Genomic DNA, 18,723 nt, shown 5'->3' with positions numbered 1-18,723 from the left:
CATCCACACCGCATCACAGCAGTCATGAAAGTGCTGGCTGGAACGCTGCTGTGCGTTCTGATGGTTACCATTTCCGGATGCAAGCCCGACGCCGCTGTGAAACACGGTACAGCGGTTGACGCTGCTCCCAATGGCATTGACACCAGCAAAGCCGGACAGACTGCGCCCGCTCAGCCGCCGCAGAATAAGCCGCAGTCTCAGGCGCAGACCCCTCCCCCGACAAAGGTGCAATAAGCCATGCCCGATCTCCATTCGCTGGGACTTCCCCTTTGGTTTCTCATCCTCAGCCTGTTCCTGCCACGGCTTTCGCTGCTGGCGCTGTACCTGCAGGGCCACACGGGGAATGTCTTTGTCATCAGCCTCATTCCCACGCTGGTGGCGTTGCTGATTCCGCGCATTCTGATCCTTTTCTGGATTTACACCACGCAGGGTCTCAGCATCTGGTTCCTGATTCATGCCGTTGGTCTGTTGATCGCGTGGGGCGCATTCGGAACACGGACACGGACGGTTTACGTCACGCGTCGTCGCGCCACGGATTACTAAGAGCGGAAATTCGATCGTTGCCGCTGCAATCCGGTATCCTTAACAGATACATCCGGTATGGATTAAGGACTGCAGAACACAATGGAACGTCGCAAGGTGGGGATTCTCGGCGCGACCGGTACCGTCGGCCAGCGCTTTATTCAACTTCTGGAAGCACACCCGTGGTTTGAGATCACGTGGGTTGCGGCAAGCGATCGTTCGGCGGGTAAACGCTACGCCGACGCCGCCAAATGGAAGCTGGACACCCCCATGCCCGCACGCATTGCAGACCTGGTGCTGCAGCCGAACACGCCTGCCGCCAACACCGGCAACGTGCCGAAGATCATCTTCGCCGCGCTGGACAGTGACATTGCGCAGGAACTGGAACCGCTGTTTGCGGATGCGGGATGCGCCGTCATCTCCAACTCGTCGGCCTTCCGCATGACGCCGGATGTGCCGCTGGTTGTGCCGGAGGTCAACGCAGATCATCTGCCACTGCTGACGAAGCAGGCTGCTTATACCTCTGCAAGTGGCGGCTACATTGTCACCAACCCCAACTGCTCTGCCATTGGCCTTGTGCTTGCGCTGAAGCCGCTGGAAGAGCGCTTCGGTATTGAGTCGCTCTTTGTCAGCACCATGCAGGCCGTCAGCGGAGCGGGTTATCCTGGCGTACCTTCGCTGGACATCCTGGGCAACGTGGTTCCCTTCATCAAGAACGAAGAGGAAAAGCTGCAGGAGGAAGTGGGCAAGCTGCTGGGCAAGTTCAACGGCAATGGCATTGACATGTTGCCCGCGAAGGTTAGCGCGCACTGCAATCGCGTTGCCGTCATCGATGGCCACACGGAGTGCGTCTCCATCAAGTTCAAGAAGCCGGTCACACGCGAGGAAATCCTTGCTGCATGGAGCGAGTTCCAGCCGCTGGCGCAGCATCATCTGCCCACTGCGCCTGTGCAGCCGGTGATCTTTACCGACGCGCCGGATCGTCCGCAGCCACGCTTTGACGTGGGTGCAGGCAACGGCATGAGCACCACCGTGGGCCGTCTGCGCGAGTGCCCACTACTGGACTGGAAGTTTGTCCTGCTGAGCCACAACACGCTGCGCGGAGCCGCAGGAGCCGCTGTGCTGAACGCGGAAGTCCTCGCAAAGATGGACCTGTTGCCGGGCAAGCATCTGCATACCCAGACCGGCGCAGGGCTGGCCGAGAATGTGTTGGTGAACGCATGAGCACTGCATCCCGTCCGCAACTCGTTGTGATGAAGTTCGGCGGCACTTCTGTTGAAGACGCAGCCGCAATCCGTCGGACCGCTGCCGTTGTGCGTGGCCGCCGCGAAAAGGGTCTGGAAGCCGTTGTGGTTGTCTCTGCGATGGCGAAGGTGACGGATACGCTTCTGGCCGCTGCCGCTGCCGCGGGTAACGGTGACAAGTCCGGCGCGCTGGCACTCTCCGCACGTCTGCGTTCGCGCCATCTGGAAACCGCTGGCGAACTGGCGAAGCAGCCGCAGTTGAACGTACTGCTGAATCACATCCAGCATGACTTCGATCATCTGGACGATCTGCTGCGCGGCATCGCCGCTGTAGGTGAACTGACACCGCGCACCACGGACAACGTGGTCAGCTACGGCGAACGTCTCAGCAGCCAGATTGTCGCCGCCGCATTCGACGCAGCCGGTATTAAGGGAACACATCTCGACGCGCGCCACTGCATCGTCACCGACGACAGCTATGGCAAAGCGATCCCCAACGAAACGTTGATCGAAGCACGCCTGAAGGAACATGCGCTTCCATTGATTGAACAGGGGCTGACGCCCGTGATGGGCGGCTTCATCGGCGCCACTGAAAAAGGCATCACCACCACACTGGGTCGCGGTGGTAGCGACTTCTCTGCGGCGCTGGTTGGCGGCGGTCTGCACGGTGGCGCCATTGAAATCTGGACCGATGTCAACGGCATCATGACGACCGATCCGCGTATCTGTTCAGACGCGTTGCGCGTGAAGACCATTTCGTTTGAAGAAGCAGCGGAACTCGCTTACTTCGGCGCGAAGGTACTGCATCCTGCAACGATCCTGCCTGCGGTGCAGCTGAACATTCCCGTGTTTGTGCTCAACAGCCGCAACGCTGCAAACGAAGGCACACGCATCAGCGCTGTTGCGCCGCCGTGCCGTTCGCCGTTCAAGTGCATCGCGGTAAAGAAGAAGCTGACCATCGTGGACATCGTGGCCAGCCGCATGCTGATGACGCATGGCTATCTGAAGGCCGTATTCGATGTTTTCGACAAGCACAAGGTCGTCATCGACATGGTCTCCACTTCGGAAGTCTCCATCTCCGTCACGGTGGACACCAGCGACAAGCTGCCGCAGATTGCAGAAGACCTTTCAAAGATTGCCGACGTGAAGTACGAAAGCAACAAGGCGCTGGTATGCCTTGTTGGCGAAGACATTCGCGGACACGCGGGCATTGCGGGTAAGGTATTCACCGCGATTGGCCATGTGAACGTGCGCATGATCTCGCAGGGCGCCAGCGAAATCAACATGAGCTTCATGGTCGAGGAAGACGATGCATCGGAGGCGATCCGTTCTCTGCACAGCACCTTCTTCGCCGATCCTGACCCGAACATCTTTGACCTGGACGCACGCGCCAACACCACCGGCACGCCACCAGTAAACGAACCCGCACGCATCACGGTGCAGTAAGCGCTTTCAATGGGCCCGGCTTCGGCCGGGCCGTTCCATCGAATCATCAACAAGGGGCTTAGCCCCTGAAGGAAACCAACCATGCGGATGCTGGTTCTGGGACACGGCAAGACAGGCAAGCTGGTAGCAGAGGTCGCCACAGAGCGCGGCCACGGCGTACACGTTCTGGATGCGAAGGAAAACCCGCGCGGCGCGGCACTCACTGCGCCCTTCGTTGCAGGCTTCGATGTCATCATTGACTTCACCACGCCGGAAGCGGTGCTGACGAACCTGCGTGCGTGCCTCGCCGTGGGCGCGAAGGTAGTTGTAGGTACAACGGGTTGGTATCAGCACCTGAATGACATGAGTGGACTTGCCATTCGCAAGGATGCCGCGCTGCTACACGGCACCAACTACTCCATTGGAGTGCAGGTGATGCTGCAGCTTGCCAGGCAGATGACCGATTCGCTGAAGAAGTACGGCTACGACTTCAAGATTGAAGAGACGCACCATACGCAGAAACTGGACGCGCCCAGCGGCACCGCCGTCAGCATTCAGCAGGCCATGAACGCGGCAGGTGAAGTGCCGATCGAATCCATTCGCGAAGGCGACGTGGCAGGCATTCACATTGCCGAAGCCATCAGCGCAGGCGACAAGCTCAGCCTGCGCCATGAAGCCTTTGGCCGCCGCGGCTTTGCCGAAGGTGCTGTGCGTGCCGCCGAGTGGCTCAGCACACGCAAAGGTGTGTACGACTTCCGCGACATCTTCACGCAGATTTAGAGCAGCTACTTCACGCAGATTTAAAGCAGCACCGTCTACTTGTTTTGAAGGGGCCCGGCTTTAGCCGGGCCATTTAGCCTTACGAGCAACGGGGCTTTAGCCCCTGAGGGAATTTACCGATGTCCACCAAGCCGTTTGCCAATCTCACCTTCGATGAAAAGCTTGACCGCCTTGCACTTGTTGCCGTCCGCGTTGGCCTGAATCTTCGCGAAGGTCAGGAAGTTGTCGTCACCGCATCGCTCGATCACATCCCCTTCATCCGCAAGGTTGTGGCAGAGGCATACAAGGCTGGAGCATACGCCGTAACGGTGCTCTATCAGGACGACGTGGCCACGCTCGCGCGTTATCAGAACGCGCCGGACGCCGCATTCGACTTCACACCGAAGTGGCTGGCCGACGGCATCGCCGAAGCCTATCGCAGCGGTGCCGCGCGACTCGGCATCACCGGCGCAAACCCGGCGCTGTTGAAGGGACAGGACCCGGATAAGATCAACCGCGCAAATGTGGCGGCCTCCAAAGCCAGTAAGCCCGCGATGGAGTTGGTCACACGCCACACCATTAACTGGAGCATCCTTGCCGGGGCCACTCCCGCATGGGCCAGGCTTGTGTTCCCTGACCTGCCGGAGAACGAAGCCGTCGCGCGCCTGTGGGATGCCATCTTTTCCGCATCGCGCATCACGGGCGACGATCCGGTGCAGGACTGGAAAGACCACGGCGAAAACATCATGAAGCGTGTAGCGTTGCTGAATGAAAAGCGCTATCACGCACTGCACTTCCGCGGCCCCGGCACCGATCTTGTTGTGGGTCTTGCGGACGATCATCTGTGGGCCGGTGGTGGTGGTGTATGCGGCAACGGCATCTTCTGCAACGCGAACATCCCCACGGAAGAATGCTTCACCACGCCGCATAAGGACCGCGTGAACGGCACCGTTACCGCATCGAAGCCGCTCTCCCATCAGGGCACGCTGATTGAGAACATCAGCGTCCGCTTTGAAAACGGCAAGATCGTGGAAGCACACGCCACCGCTGGTGAAGAAGCGTTGAAGAAACTCATCGCCGTAGATGAAGGTGCAAGCCACCTGGGTGAAGTAGCGCTCGTGCCGCACTCATCGCCCATTGCACAAAGTGGTCTGCTCTTCTGGAACACGCTGTTCGATGAGAACGCAGCCAGCCACATCGCACTGGGACAGGCGTACGCCACCTGTATCATCGACGGCGAAAACCTGAACGAAACCACGCTGAACAGTAAGGGCGCCAACAGCAGCCTGATCCACGTGGACTGGATGATTGGCTCCGGCGAGATGAATGTGGACGGCGTCCGCGCAGACGGCACCGAGGAACCGCTGATGCGTAGCGGCGAGTGGGTGTAAGCTGCCGCCATGCCTGCGCATGAGATGAAGTCCACACGATTGGAAGCGTTCAGTGACGGCGTCATTGCCGTCATCATCACCATCATGGTGTTGGAGCTTCACGTGCCGGAAGCGCATGGATTGCCGGGCTTCCTCAGCATCCTGCCGCGGCTTGGCATTTATGCTCTCAGCTTCCTGATGATTGCCATCTACTGGGTCAACCATCACGATGTGGTGGGACGCATTGAGGTGGTGAACTATCGCGTGCTTTGGGCCAACCTGCTCTGGCTCTTCTGCGTTTCGTTCGTACCCTTTTTCACGGATTACGTGGAGGAGCACCACTTCGACTCGTTCTCAACTGCGCTCTATGCGGGCATCATGCTGCTTGCGGGCATGGGATTTTTCCTGCTGCGTGCAGCCGTCGACAATCTGAGAAAACGCCTGGGCGAGCAGATTCCCAAAGCGGACGTCAGCGAGGCCATCAAACACGCAACCAGCATCGTGCTTTACGTTGCCGCCATCCCCATGGCGTTTTACAAGCCGATCCTGTCGCTTGCGCTAAACCTGATCGTGACGCTGATCTGGATTGCACCGAAGTTCGGCACACGGCACCCCGAGGGTGGCATCCGTTACCTCAATCGGTGTGACTAACCGGCGTGGTTTTGCCACTGTTCGCGATACACTCAACAGTGGCATGGAACCTGCAATTTTTCACGGACTCGGCACTGCGATCATCACCCCTTTTCACCCAGACGAGAGCGTCGATCACGCCTCGCTGAAGAAATTGGTGGAGAAGCAGATCGCAGGCGGCGTCGATTTCCTGGTGGCCTGCGGTTCTACCGGCGAAGCCAGCACACTCACCGAAGACGAGACCGATGCAGTTATCGCCACTGCGATTGAAGCTGTTGCCGGACGCATCCCCGTTGTGGCCGGATGCACGCACAACAGCACACGCGAAGCCGTGGCGCGCGCACGACGCATTGCAAAGATCCAAGGCCTGAGCGGCATCCTGACCGCCAACCCGTATTACAACAAGCCAACGCAGCAGGGCCAGTATCTGCACTTCAAGGCTATCGCGGACGCCGTTGCGCCGCTGCCGGTGCTGCTCTACAACATCCCCGGACGCACCGCCGCAAACCTGCTTCCGGAAACTGTCGTGCGTCTGGCGGAGTTACAGAACGTCGTCGGCATCAAGGAATCCAGCGGCAACCTTGCACAGATCGGCGAACTGCTCACCATCAAGCCTGCGAACTTTGCCGTCTTCTCGGGTGACGATTACCTGGCACTGCCCATCATCGCGGGTGGTGGCGTGGGGCTGATCTCTGTGGCTTCGAATGTTGCTCCCAGGGAAGTAAAGGCAGTCATAACTGCTGCGCTTTCCGGCAATCGCGAGGCCGCCTTCAAAGCTGCAAAGCGGGTTCACGCGCTGAACACGATCCTCTTCGCCGAACCGAATCCTGCGCCCACCAAGGCGCTGCTGGCAGAGATGAAGAGCATTGCAGGCGACGCGCTTCGTCTGCCGATGATCCCCGTTGGCGAAAAGACCCGTGCACAACTTCGCGATATCGCCGCTGAGCTCAACCTGCTTTAAAACATCTGCTGGCTCAGAATGACGCCACAACGAAGCGTTCTTCCTCTGCTATCAAACGATAGCGAGAGGAGTTATACATCATGGCTTCCTGGAAAACCTTTAGCCTGTCTGCGGTGGCCATCGCCGCCCTGACATTGGCTGCTCCCAGCACGGATCACGCGCAGGTTTCTGTCGGCGTCAACATCGGCCCCGCACCCGTCTGCCCTTACGGCTACTTTGACTACGCACCCTATGATTGCGCACCATATGGCTATTACGGCCCGGACTGGTTCGCCAGCGGCATTTTCATCGGTGCGGGCCCGTGGTTCCACGGACCACACGGTTTCTACGGCCACGTGGACAACCGCTATGACCCACACTACGGCTATCGTGGACCACTGCCCGGTCGTGGCGCAGCACCGTTTAACAACTTCCACGGTAATGAAGCACGCGACGGACGTGGCCACATCGGCAACGCACCGCATGGGCCAGAAGGCGAGCACGCACCGGGCTTCAGCGGTCACGGTGGTCCCGGCGGCGGTGGCGGCCATCCCGGCGGTGGCGGTGGACACGACGGCCATCACTAAAACTCATTCTCTGGGCAATTACAACGGGCCATCGTCTTCACGGCGATGGCCCGCTTCTTTCTGCTTGGTAAACTTTCCCTATGCCTTTGAATGATCTGGAACAGCGCATCGAACATGCGTTTTCTCTTGGCGCATCCGCTGCCGCAGACCCGAATTCTCTTATCGCCTTCAACGAACTCCGCGACGCGCTGGAAGCCGGGACGCTCCGTTCCGCCGAGCCAGACGCCACCAGTCCCATTGGCTGGAAGGTCAATGCATGGGTCAAGCGCGGCATCCTGCTTGGTTTCCGCCTCGGCAACCTGATTGAGATGGCGGCAGGCTCCTTCGTCGACAAGCACACCTACCCCGCGCGCACCTTTACCGCGGAACAGGGCATCCGCGTGGTTCCCGGCGGTTCCAGCGTTCGCGCCGGCGCATACCTTGCGAAATCTGTGGTGATGATGCCGCCCGCCTACGTCAACGTGGGTGCCTACGTCGACGAAGGCACCATGGTCGACTCGCACGCCCTGGTCGGCTCCTGTGCGCAGATTGGCAAGCGCGTTCATCTCTCTGCCGCAGCCCAGATCGGCGGCGTTCTGGAACCTGTCAACGCGACGCCCGTCATCATTGAAGACGACGTTCTGGTCGGTGGAAACACCGGCGTGTACGAAGGAACCATCGTACGCAGCAAGGCCGTTCTGGCCGCCGGAACCATCCTGACCCGCGGCACACCGGTCTATGACGTGGTGAATAACATCGTTATCAAGGCCACGGCAGACACCCCACTCATCATCCCGGCGGGCGCGGTTGTCGTCCCCGGTTCGCGCGCCATCACCAAACCCGGTGTGGAAGGCCTCAGCGTCTACACCCCCATCATCGTGAAGTACCGAGACGAAAAGACCGAACTTTCGCTCGCTCTGGAAGACCTGCTGCGCTAAATCGGTCAACTAAATCCTTCCAAAGACCCTCAAAGCCCGGCTCCAAAGCCGGGCTTTGCACTGTTCGTCAGACCGGAATCCCCTGCAAAAGGGGCATCGGCAACAACCTGAGGTGCTAACCTGAAAGTCCATGGGTAACGAAACACTGAGAGTAATCCCGCTGGGCGGCCTGGGCGAGTTCGGTATGAACTGCATGGCCATCCAGTGGAAGGACGACATTGTCGTCATTGACGCCGGCCTGATGTTCCCTGAAGACGACCTCCTCGGCGTCGACATCGTTGTGCCAGACATCACCTTCCTGCTGGAAAACCGCGACAAGGTCCGCGGCATCGTCCTCACGCACGGCCACGAGGACCACATCGGCGGCCTGCCGCGCATCCTGTCGCAGTTGAACGTGCCCGTCTACGGCACAGAGTTCACGCTGACCTACGTGGAAGGCAAGCTCGAAGAGCACAAGCTGCTGGACGACGCCGACCTGGTCGAGATGCTGCCCGGCGAAAGCTTCGTCCTGGGGCCGTTCAAGATTTCGCCCATCCGCGTCACTCATTCGCTGGTGGACTGCGTGGCGCTGGCCATCCGCACCCCCGTGGGTATCGTCGTCCACACCGGCGACTTCAAGATCGACCTCAGTTCGCCCGACGGTAAGCCCTTTGACCTGCACTCCTTCGCGGAACTGGGCAAGGAAGGCGTCCTCCTTCTGCTGCAGGACAGCACCAACTGCGACCGCCCCGGCTACACCCCCGGCGAACTGGCCGTGAAGCCGCGGCTGGACGAAATCTTTGCGCGCACAGAGAAGCGCCTCTTCTTCTCCTGCTTCTCGTCGTCCATCCATCGCATCAAGCTGGCGATGGAACTGGCCCACAAGCACAACCGCAAGGTCGCGCTCATTGGCCGCTCCATGGACAACTCCACGGAAATCGCCATGGATCTGGGCTACATCGATCCGCCGCAGGGCCTCCTCATCCACAGCGGCCAGATCAAGGATCTGCCGCCGGAACAGGTCTGCGTGCTCATCAGCGGAACGCAGGGCGAACCCATGTCCGCGCTCAGCCGCGCCGCCGTGGACAACCACAAGCACGCCCGCATTGAACCCGGCGACACCGTGCTGTTCTCCTCGCGCGTTATCCCCGGCAACGAAAAGCCCATCTACAACGTCATCGACCATCTTTACCGTCGCAAGGCCAAGGTGATCCACGACGACGGCAAGAGCGGCCTCATCCACGTCAGCGGCCACGCATCGCAGGAAGAACTGCGACTGATGATCAACCTGCTGCGGCCCAAGTTCTTCGTGCCCGTCCATGGAGACTATCGCCACCTGACGCAGCACGTTGAAATCGCCGTAGGCACCGGCATTCCGGAAAAGGCAATGCTCATTGAAGATGGCGAAGTCCTGGAACTCACAGGCCAGACCATCGAGAAGACCGGCAAAGTCGCCAGCGGACGCATCCTCATCGACTCCGGCTCCACGGCCGACGTCGTCGAAGACATCATCATCCGCGACCGCCGCCATCTGAGCGAAGCAGGCCTCGTCCTGGCCATCATCACCATCGACAAGATGACGGGCAAGCAGGCCGGACCGCCAGAGATCGTAACGCGCGGCTTCGCCGTGAACGAAGAAGGCATCATGTCCGACGCCCGCAACATCATCGGCCGCACGCTGGAAGAGAGCAGCGCAGAAGAAAAGCGCGACTGGATGCTGATCAAGGAAAAAATCCGCGCAGACCTGAAGCGCTACATCCAGAAAAACACCCAGCGCAGACCCATGATTATGCCGGTGATTCTGGAAATTTGATCAATCTCGTCGCTAAAAATGAAATGCCGCCTCGAAGATTCGTGGCGGCATTTCTATTTACCCTGCTACACCTGGTTCTCGGTTGTGTGGATCTTCAGGGTAGCAAGTTGAGTGAGAGACTTTCTTCTTTCACCGAAGCATAAGCAATGTTCACGAAATACGAAGGCGGCAGGTGACGCAGTATCTCAAAAGATGCCGATTATCTTCCCAAACCTGACGAAATGCCGGCAGGAATTTCCTGATCGAATACAGCAGACCAAACGAAATACCGCATGAATACTATCGATTCGCTTTGGTGAATAACGTGCAGACGATCCCTTGAGACTTCACTCGCAGGATCGTGACGTATGCACCTATGGACCGAATACGAAGGCAATGTTATTGCCGGTTATCCCATTCTCCGGCTACTCCGCTCGGAGGGTCGTAGCGCCTTCTTCAGCACCACCACGCCCGATGGCCAGCCAGCTCTGCTGCGCCTGACCGAGTCGCACTTTGATGAAAGTGAACTCGTTGGCCGATGGCGAAAAATCTCTGCTGTCACGCACGCCAACCTGCAGGCCATCAAGCACTCCGGGCAGATCACATTTGACGGTGTCCCACTGGCCTGCTGCCTGCTGGAACCCATCGATGCCAGCCTGGCGGACGTGCTGCGTGACCGCGCGTTGACACTCGATGAAACAAAGGAAGTGGCAGAGGCAGTGGCAGGCGCGCTTGCCGCACTCCACGACGCCGAACTGATCCATGAGCACGTGGATGCCTCCAACGTCTACGCGCACGGCGAAGTGGTGAAGCTGCGCAGTGACTGCGTCCGCGAATGCATCGGCGATTTTGAAGCGGACACCCCCGAATCACGTGAGGAACTGCGCAAGCGCGACATTCGCGACCTGGGCCTGCTGCTGCTACGTTGCCTTGCACTGGAATGGCAAGGATCATCCGCGAGGAAGCTGCCCAGTCCCATGGACCGCATCATTCCCAACGCGCTCGACGGCACAGTGACAGCACAGGGTGTGATCGACATTCTGAACAGCCAGAAGCCTGCACCCATCGCAAAACCAGCGCCCGTTGCCACTGCTGCTGCCGCAAGCGAGGCACCCAGCACTGTAAAGCCGCAGGCACCTCCGCAGGTAGTTGCGAACTCTCCCGATGCTGTACTGGGACAGTTGGCAAACCGCAAAGAACCAGCGAAAGCTGCTGCACCGGAACCACGCCGCACACAACCATCCGCAGCGAAGTCAGAAGATCCGTTCGACGTCGGCCTCGGCAGCCTGCGCAATGAACCACGGTATCAGGCGGGCACAGAATCCGCTGCTTCCGGCATGTTTCAGCGGTTGCGCCCGCTCATGCCGCGTCCCATCAGCCGCAAAGCCTACTCGATTTCCGGCGCGCTCGCAGCAACGCTCGCCTTTGTGCTGTGGATGACCTTCCACAACAGCGAGTCAACACCGGAAGAAGCCCACGCTGCCGTGGTTGCGCAAGCGCCTGTTGAAACACAACCCGCACCACAACCATCCACCGCCAGCGCGGCTGCACCTTCTGCAACGACGTCGCTGCTCAGCTCAACAGCACAAGCAGGCTGGCGAGTGATCGCTTACACGTATAACCACGAGCAACAGGCGCAGGCCAAAGCCCTGCAACTCCAGCAGAAGTACATGAACCTGCAGCCGCAGGTCTTCTCCCCCACCGGTCACGCACCCTACTTCGTCGCACTGGGCGGCCCGCTGGATTCCTCCAGCGCATTCGCACTCCGCAACCGCGCACGGCAATCCGGCTTACCAAGAGATACCTACGCTCGCAACTTCTAAACACATCCACAAACACAAAAGGCGGCCCGCAAGGGTCGCCTTCGCATTTATCGCAGACGTTCCGCTCATTCCAATAATGAAGTTCATTCAAAGTTTTACGCATGGCGCATCAGCCGTAGCGATATGATCTGATTCTCAATTGCACCACGACGATCCAGGATGCCATTCCTTGCACTTCACGCCCACTGTCCGGCTTGCCAAATCCGTCTTGATGGCTGCCATGGCGTTCTTCTTTACGCTGGTGGTCTTCAATAACATCACGGACTCCCAATCGAACTATCAGTTCGTGCATCACGTACTGGACATGGACACCACTTTCCCGGGCAACAGGGGCATGTGGCGCGCACTGCATCCCGCATGGATGCACCTGGTCTTTTATCTTGGCATCATTGCGTATGAAGCACTGAACATGATGCTGTGCTGGCGGGCTGCAGTGGCCATGTTCCGTGCGCGCAACGCCACACCGCAGGTCTTCTCGCAGGCGCGAGCGGTCGGTGTCCTAGCGCTTACAGCAGGCATGCTGCTGTGGCTGGTGGCGTTTCTGGAAATAGGTGCGGAGTGGTTCCTGATGTGGCAATCAAGAATATGGAACGGACAGGAAGCAGCCTTTCGCATGGTGACCATCGAAGGCATTCTGCTGGTCATCGTGTTGCTACCGGAAAATGACTAAACGACCTTGTCAGAGCAGCGTCACCACACCTGTGCCCACGTCATAGTAAGCAGCTTGAATTTTCAGCTTGCCTTCTTTCACCATCGGAGCCAGCACGGTCGAAGTCTTTGCCAGCAGATTGGCCTGTATGACAGCATTTTTCTTGATGGTCTCTTCTACGCCGCCACCTGCCGACGCCACGGCCGCCTCCAGATGGGAATACAGTGAAGCAATCTGCCCCGGTACAGGCTTCTTTGCCAGCGCTGCCTTAACAGCACCACAGTTCGCATGGCCCATCACCAGCAGCATCTTCACGCCGAGCACCGCCGCTCCATACTCCAGACTACCAATAATCTCAGCGTTGATGATGTTCCCCGCAACACGTGCCACAAAAATGTGACCAATCGTCTGGTCGAACACAAGCTCCACGGGTACGCGTGAATCCGAGCAGGAGAGCACAGCTGCAAACGGTTCCTGCTTGTCCACCGTGTGTTCCTTAAGCAGCTTCAGGTCCTGTTCAATGCTGGTGAGCTGATCCTTGGCAAATCTGCGATTGCCTTCCATCAGCCTCGACAACGCTGCATCGGGACTCATCCCGTTTGCTACCTGTGCGCCTGCTGTCTTTGCGACGACACCGGTCGCAGCGATACCAGCTAAGAAGGTGCGTCGGGAAACCTCGGTGGCCATACTTACCTCGTCTACCGGGAATGACTTCGGGATGATTTTACGATTGATTCACTGGGTTACTGGAATTGAATTTGCTGAAAGCACAGCAGCAGAAACCCGGAAAGCTTTCACTACTCCATGCCGTAAAACTTCTCACCCATACGAATCGGCTCACGCCCATTGGAGATGCGCACCAGATTGGTATCGCGCAGCGAGTAAGCGCAGCCGCAGTATTCCTGCTGGTAGAAGTTTTCGCGCTTGCTGATTTCGATCATGCGCGATGCCCCGCCGCCCTTGCGCCAGTTGTACTCCCAGTACTGTAACTCCGCATAGCGTGAGGCAGCTTTTACGCCTGCACCCGTCACCTGCTTGAAGTCTTTCCAGCGAGAGATTCCCAACGAACTGGAGATGATGTCGAAACCATGTTCCGCCGCGTAGAGCGCCGTGCGCTCGAAGCGCATCTCAAAGCATTCCGTACATCGGATACCGCGCTCCGGTTCATTCTCCATGCCCTTCACGCGCGCGAACCAGTTGTCCATGTCGTAGTCCGCATCAATGAACGGGATATCCATCTTCTTGCAGAAGTCGACATTCTCTTCCTTGCGCAGTTCATACTCGCGGCGCGGATGGATATTGGGGTTATAGAAGAACAGCGAGAAGCGGATGCCCGATTCGACCATCGTCTCCATCACCTCGCCAGAACACGGCGCGCAACACGAGTGCAGAAGAAGATTGCTCTTCCCCTCCGGCAGTTCGAGTTTGACGCGCTGCTGCATTGTGCTCCTGCTTCGATGAGAGACTCGCTCAAAAGTTATGGGTGAAACGTCTCGCGAACCTGTTCTTTAGGATACCGAATCGTCCGCCAATTCGCTTGTTTTCTTGCACCCACCGCAAATGCGCGACAATAGTCCCATGCCCAGTGAGCCGCTCATCACTCTTGCCGACATTCACGCTGCACGCGAACGCATCGCCGGAACCTGTGTCCGCACAGGCCTTTACCGGCTCGATCCAAAGCGCATGGCCGCCGCCGGATTCGACATTCCGCTACACAGCGAAATCTGGCTGAAGGCTGAGAACGAACAGCCCATTGGCAGCTTTAAACTGCGCGGCGCGTACAACAAGGTCGCCTCGCTCACGGATGAAGAGCGCAGCCGCGGCGTCATTACCTACAGCAGCGGCAACCACGCGCAGGGTGTCGCCTATGCAGGCCGCGCAATGGGTGCAAAGGCCGTCATCGTCATGCCGGAATCTGCACCCATCAACAAGCGCGAAGCCACGAAGGCTTTGGGCGGCGAAGTTGTCCTTGTAGGCCCTGCCAGCAGCGAACGCAAACAGAAAGCTGAAGAGCTCGTCGCGCAGTACGGCTACGTGATGGTGCCGCCGTATGACGATCCATACATCATTGCCGGACAGGCTACCTGCGGACTTGAGATTGCCGAACAAGCCGCCGACGCCGACCTTATACTCTCGCCCGTCAGCGGCGGAGGTCTGCTCAGCGGCGTCGCCTCTGGCATCAAGCTTTCCGGCAGCAGCGCCAAAGTCTGGGGATGCGAACCGGAGCTTGCCGGTGATGCCACCGAGAGTTTCTACAAGAAGGAACTCATCGAATGGCCCGGCAGTGAGACCACGCGCACCATTGCCGACGGCCTGCGCACACAAAGCCTGGGCGAACGCAACTTCCAGCACATCCTGAAATTCGTGGACGGCATCGTCACCGTCACGGAAGACGAAATTCTGGAGGCCACGCGCGTCCTGCTGCTGGCCACAGATATCGTTCCCGAACCCAGCGGTGCGGTTACGCTGGCCGCAGCATTGTTCCACAGCGATCGCCTGCCGGAAGCGAAGAAGATCGTCGTCGTGGTCAGTGGCGGCAACATTGACCCTGCTCTGAAGGAAGAACTGCTGACCGTCGAAGCATAATCGTCGTCTAAGAAAACGTATGCGCAAGTTTGTCGTTGCACTTTGCCTCACTCTTCCGACCGTCGCCCTGGCACAAAAACAGGTCGCGCCTGACGCCCGACGCGGCGTGGTGTTGCATACGGCCGATGTCTATGTCGCGCCCGACGCCAACTCGCAGCGCGTCAGCACGGTCACGCCCGGACACGAGATCGTGGTGAATGAAAAGAGCGGCCCGTGGGTGTCCATCTTCGCAAACACCGATATCCAGGAGCGCTCCGAAACAGACGACGAACCGGAGTTCTCCACCGACGAAGGCAGCATCCCGCGCTCCGGCTGGATCAAGGGCAAGGGCATCGTAACCTCCGCCACACCCAACGGCGACAAGCTGATCTTCGGCGCGGCCGCCACCTGGGAAGCCGCTGCCAGCGAACCGCATGCACCCAAGACCGCCGTCGGTTCGGCTTACCTGCTCTATCGCCGCGTCTACGAATACTTCCCTTCGTCGCCGCTAGCTCCCGAAGCACAATGGCGCTCCGCCGACGTCCGCTGGCAGGAAGCGAAGTTTGACGCTTCCACTCTGCCGTCGTGGAAAGACCCCGACCCCAACATGCGTCCAAAGCTCTATCAGAAAGACCTGGAGCGCATCGTGAAGACCGGCACCGGCAAATATCCTGCGCTGGCCGCCTTCGATCTGCTGGACATCAAAATCTGCGGCGACTGGCAGGGCCTGACCAAATGCCCGGAACGCGAAACCGAGTTGTACGCCAAATACGCCGACGCTTTCCCAGACGGCCCCAGGACCGCCGAGGCGCTCTGGAACGCCGCTTATCGTCAAGGCGTGCTGGTGACCATGTACTCGGCGGAAGAAAACAAGAAGAAGGCAGACGTCGCAACGCAGCGCGTGCACCAGCTTCGTGACCGTCTGGTACAGAACTTCCCCAACAGTGACTACACGATTCGGGCCATCAGTCTGGTATACAGAGTGGAGCAAGGCATTGCCATTTACGGCAGTGACCGCGACTAAACCGCTGGTGAAGGCCCTTTGAACGCATACATTCTTTCCATCATCCTTGGCATCGTTGAAGGCCTCACCGAGTTCCTGCCGGTCAGTTCCACCGCGCACCTTCGCATCACCGAAGCGCTGCTGCACATCCCGCTGGCCGACCCGTTCTGGAAGATGTACACCATCGTCATCCAGCTTGGAGCCATCCTGGCGCTGCTGCTCTTCTTCCTGCTGCGCATCGTGCGTTATTTCCACACCTTCCCGCAGGGCGAACGTGGCGACAAGACATGGTTGACGCACCCCATCTCGCTCACGCTCATCGCCTTCGTCTGCACGGCGTTGCCGGCAAAGCTGCTGACGAAAAAGATCGGCGAGAACCTTGAGAACATGACGGTCATCGCACTGGCGCTGCTTATCGGCGGCATCATCATGTGGGCCGTGGATTTCTGGGCATCGCGCCGCGAACCCTCCACCACGCATGTGGAGGACATGACCCTGCCGCAGGCCATCTGGATCGGCATCTGCCAGGTGCTGTCCGCCGTTGTACCCGGTACCTCGCGCTCCATGAGCACCATTGCCGCGGGTCAGATCGTGGGCATGGATCGCCCCGCCGCGCTGGAGTTCTCGTTCCTGCTCTCCATTCCGACCATGATGGCCGCCACCGGTTATTCGCTGTTGAAGGCAATCCATCCCAGCGCAAAGGACATCGCAGCACAGGGCGCAGAGGCTCTCACACCGCTGGTGATGGGACCGGAACGCTGGATCGTCCTCATCATCGGCATGGCCGTTTCGTTTGTGGTGGCCTACGTGGTGGTGGCGTGGTTCCTGTCGTGGGTGCGCACCCGGGGCTTCGCTATCTTCGCCATCTACCGCATCATTGTGGGCGCAGTGATTCTTTACTGGCTCCACGCGCATCCCGGCGTGCTGCTGTAAGTTTGATTGCGTTAGAAAACGTCCGTCATCCCGCCAAGGCAAAGCTCATACGAACGAAGTCCGTCATCCTGAGCGAAGCCGAAGGACCTGCTTTCTTCTGTGCCCTCTACACGGTTCATGGATAACTTCGGTATAGCCCCAATGCTTCCGGAAATATCCTTGTGGGTTGAAAGGAAAAGCAGGTCCTTCGACTTCACTTCGTTTCGCTCAGGATGACGAACTCAAGCGTGACGTCCTTACCGCCCGCGCAAACGGCTCAGGTCCCTGCGATCCCGTTTCGTCGGCCTCGCGGAGCGATCCATTTCGAACCACGGATTCATCTTCCGCGCCTCTTCCTCGCGCTTACGAGCGGCCACGCTTTCTTCCGTCTCGCGATAAAGCGTCTGTGCCACCGCCGCAGGCCCGCGCACATCGCTTAGCGCCAGCACATCCACGGTGAACGTACCGCCGTCGTTGGTGACGCGCAACACGTCGCCAGGTTTGATTTCGCGCGCAGGTTTCACCGGCTGGTCACGCAGCTTGATCCTGCCCAGCTCGCACGCCTTCACCGCCAGCGCACGCGTCTTAAAGAAGCGCGCCGCCCACAGCCATTTATCCAACCGAACCGAATCCATCTGGTCTCCATCTTGCCTTCACAGCAACGGAAATGGCAAAGAATCAGGCGACGGCACTCTTCAAAGGTAGAACCTGGACCATGTCCAAAGGCTGCGCCGACTGCTCCAGAAACTGGATCTCCACATACATCAGCACAATGCCCATCGCTCCACGTCGCAGCGGCAGGTACTGGCTGCAAAGGCATCGCTGTGCCAGCGCACGATGGCTGTCGCGGGTCAGTTCCAGACCGCTACTCAGCAGCGCTCCATACACATCCGGCAACGATGCGGCTCGGGACTCCATCACCAGTTCCAGCGAATTGGCATCCAGCGTCCTGCGGTCCAGCACCCATCCCCCGGCGTGGTCAATCGACACCCCCAGCTCCGGTATCAGTGCATTTCGTTCCAGGAAGGTAAAACCGCGCAGTCGCAGTTCGGGTTGTCTTGCAGGATCACTCACAACAGGCATATCGGCCTGCTCATCAGCCCTCGTGATGGCCTCCACTGCCCTGTTGCAGAACAGTTGCCTCTATCGGAAAGTGCTCTTCTGATGTCTCATAAGGGTATGGAAGGAATTTTCTCTTGATCATTGGAACGGGCGTTGACCTGACTGAAATTTCGCGTATTCAGGATTCCGTGGATCGATTCGGAGAACGCTTTCTGGATCGCATCTACACACCACGCGAAATCGCCTATTGCATGCGCAAGAGAAACTGCGCAGAAAGCCTTGCAGCGCGCTTTGCCGCCAAGGAAGCCGGGGCAAAAGCTCTCGGCACTGGCATTGCCCGCGGCGTGAGTTGGCGCGAGATCGAAGTGGCACATCTTTCCGGCGGACGTCCCACGATGCTCTTTCATGGCCGCGCAGCCGAAAGAGCCGCTACCATGGGAGTGACCGCAGCGCATCTCAGCCTGTCCCATGGCCGCGACCTGGCCATTGCACAGGTAGTTCTGGAGAGCCTGCCGACGTTTTGAAACGAAAGTTGCAGGAACTG

Annotated in this window: 21 protein-coding genes; 17 read left to right on the top strand and 4 right to left on the bottom strand. The window is 58.9% G+C overall.

Annotated elements, in window-relative coordinates:
* The first annotated feature begins 24 nt into the window (after positions 1–24).
* From AB6729_RS17430 to AB6729_RS17370, 13 genes are all read left to right on the top strand, one after another.
* Positions 25–234 (top strand): hypothetical protein, encoded by a 210-nt coding sequence (locus AB6729_RS17430; protein ID WP_371082933.1) that lies wholly within the window; start codon positions 25–27, stop codon positions 232–234.
* A gap of 3 nt (positions 235–237) precedes the next feature.
* Positions 238–543 (top strand): hypothetical protein, encoded by a 306-nt coding sequence (locus AB6729_RS17425; RefSeq protein ID WP_371082932.1) that lies wholly within the window; start codon positions 238–240, stop codon positions 541–543.
* A gap of 81 nt (positions 544–624) precedes the next feature.
* Positions 625–1,746: an aspartate-semialdehyde dehydrogenase gene (gene asd, locus AB6729_RS17420; RefSeq protein ID WP_371082931.1), complete on the top strand. Its 1,122-nt coding sequence runs from the start codon at positions 625–627 to the stop codon at positions 1,744–1,746.
* Complete coding sequence (gene lysC, locus AB6729_RS17415; RefSeq protein WP_371082930.1) at positions 1,743–3,212, top strand: lysine-sensitive aspartokinase 3; 1,470 nt, start codon at positions 1,743–1,745, stop codon at positions 3,210–3,212. The genes asd and lysC overlap by 4 nt, the downstream gene beginning before the upstream one ends.
* An 81-nt stretch (positions 3,213–3,293) precedes the next feature.
* The gene (locus AB6729_RS17410) at positions 3,294–3,971 is read left to right on the top strand and encodes a 4-hydroxy-tetrahydrodipicolinate reductase (RefSeq protein ID WP_371082929.1); all 678 of its coding nucleotides are present in this window, start codon (positions 3,294–3,296) and stop codon (positions 3,969–3,971) included.
* A gap of 119 nt (positions 3,972–4,090) precedes the next feature.
* Positions 4,091–5,341, top strand: a complete 1,251-nt coding sequence (locus AB6729_RS17405; protein ID WP_371082928.1) for an aminopeptidase — start codon at positions 4,091–4,093, stop codon at positions 5,339–5,341.
* Positions 5,342–5,350: 9 nt separating this feature from the next.
* A complete protein-coding gene (locus AB6729_RS17400; RefSeq protein ID WP_371082927.1) occupies positions 5,351–5,971 on the top strand; it encodes a TMEM175 family protein in 621 nt (206 codons plus the stop codon).
* Positions 5,972–6,014: 43 nt separating this feature from the next.
* A complete protein-coding gene (gene dapA, locus AB6729_RS17395) occupies positions 6,015–6,911 on the top strand; it encodes a 4-hydroxy-tetrahydrodipicolinate synthase (RefSeq protein WP_371082926.1) in 897 nt (298 codons plus the stop codon).
* Positions 6,912–6,991: 80 nt separating this feature from the next.
* Entirely contained in the window at positions 6,992–7,477 is a 486-nt protein-coding gene (locus tag AB6729_RS17390; protein ID WP_371082925.1) for a hypothetical protein, read from the top strand.
* Between the two features lie 80 nt (positions 7,478–7,557).
* The gene (locus AB6729_RS17385) at positions 7,558–8,394 is read left to right on the top strand and encodes a 2,3,4,5-tetrahydropyridine-2,6-dicarboxylate N-succinyltransferase (RefSeq protein WP_371082924.1); all 837 of its coding nucleotides are present in this window, start codon (positions 7,558–7,560) and stop codon (positions 8,392–8,394) included.
* A 130-nt stretch (positions 8,395–8,524) separates the two neighbouring features.
* The gene (locus AB6729_RS17380) at positions 8,525–10,186 is read left to right on the top strand and encodes a ribonuclease J (RefSeq protein WP_371082923.1); all 1,662 of its coding nucleotides are present in this window, start codon (positions 8,525–8,527) and stop codon (positions 10,184–10,186) included.
* 347 nt (positions 10,187–10,533) lie between these two features.
* A complete protein-coding gene (locus AB6729_RS17375; protein WP_371082922.1) occupies positions 10,534–11,988 on the top strand; it encodes a hypothetical protein in 1,455 nt (484 codons plus the stop codon).
* 169 nt (positions 11,989–12,157) lie between these two features.
* The gene (locus tag AB6729_RS17370) at positions 12,158–12,658 is read left to right on the top strand and encodes a DUF2165 family protein (RefSeq protein ID WP_371082921.1); all 501 of its coding nucleotides are present in this window, start codon (positions 12,158–12,160) and stop codon (positions 12,656–12,658) included.
* Positions 12,659–12,667: 9 nt separating this feature from the next.
* Here the strand turns inward: AB6729_RS17370 and AB6729_RS17365 are convergent, their stop codons facing one another.
* Positions 12,668–13,324: a carbonic anhydrase gene (locus tag AB6729_RS17365; protein ID WP_371082920.1), complete on the bottom strand. Its 657-nt coding sequence runs from the start codon at positions 13,322–13,324 to the stop codon at positions 12,668–12,670.
* A 110-nt stretch (positions 13,325–13,434) separates the two neighbouring features.
* Positions 13,435–14,079 (bottom strand): epoxyqueuosine reductase QueH, encoded by a 645-nt coding sequence (locus AB6729_RS17360; protein WP_371082919.1) that lies wholly within the window; start codon positions 14,077–14,079, stop codon positions 13,435–13,437.
* A gap of 118 nt (positions 14,080–14,197) precedes the next feature.
* On the opposite strand from AB6729_RS17360, the gene AB6729_RS17355 reads away from it, so the two are divergent.
* Genes AB6729_RS17355 through AB6729_RS17345 form a run of 3 tightly spaced genes read left to right on the top strand, consistent with a single transcriptional unit; the run spans position 14,198 to position 17,138 of the window.
* Positions 14,198–15,223, top strand: a complete 1,026-nt coding sequence (locus AB6729_RS17355; RefSeq protein ID WP_371082918.1) for a threonine/serine dehydratase — start codon at positions 14,198–14,200, stop codon at positions 15,221–15,223.
* A gap of 19 nt (positions 15,224–15,242) precedes the next feature.
* Positions 15,243–16,226, top strand: a complete 984-nt coding sequence (locus tag AB6729_RS17350; RefSeq protein WP_371082917.1) for a tol-pal system YbgF family protein — start codon at positions 15,243–15,245, stop codon at positions 16,224–16,226.
* An 18-nt stretch (positions 16,227–16,244) separates the two neighbouring features.
* Positions 16,245–17,138 (top strand): undecaprenyl-diphosphate phosphatase, encoded by an 894-nt coding sequence (locus AB6729_RS17345; protein WP_371082916.1) that lies wholly within the window; start codon positions 16,245–16,247, stop codon positions 17,136–17,138.
* 236 nt (positions 17,139–17,374) lie between these two features.
* On the opposite strand, the gene AB6729_RS17340 is transcribed toward AB6729_RS17345, so the two are convergent.
* Both AB6729_RS17340 and AB6729_RS17335 read right to left on the bottom strand, forming a co-directional pair.
* Entirely contained in the window at positions 17,375–17,752 is a 378-nt protein-coding gene (locus tag AB6729_RS17340; RefSeq protein WP_371082915.1) for an RNA-binding S4 domain-containing protein, read from the bottom strand.
* A 43-nt stretch (positions 17,753–17,795) separates the two neighbouring features.
* The gene (locus AB6729_RS17335; protein WP_371082914.1) at positions 17,796–18,200 is read right to left on the bottom strand and encodes a hypothetical protein; all 405 of its coding nucleotides are present in this window, start codon (positions 18,198–18,200) and stop codon (positions 17,796–17,798) included.
* A gap of 113 nt (positions 18,201–18,313) precedes the next feature.
* Here AB6729_RS17335 and acpS point away from each other — a divergent pair, with 113 nt between their 5' ends.
* The gene (gene acpS / locus AB6729_RS17330) at positions 18,314–18,703 is read left to right on the top strand and encodes a holo-ACP synthase (RefSeq protein ID WP_371082913.1); all 390 of its coding nucleotides are present in this window, start codon (positions 18,314–18,316) and stop codon (positions 18,701–18,703) included.
* Positions 18,704–18,723: the final 20 nt, after the last annotated feature.

Source organism: Terriglobus sp. RCC_193 (genome assembly GCF_041355105.1).
In the GTDB taxonomy this organism is placed as follows: Bacteria; Acidobacteriota; Terriglobia; order Terriglobales; family Acidobacteriaceae; genus Terriglobus.
This window is presented reverse-complemented; position numbering and strand designations above follow the sequence as displayed.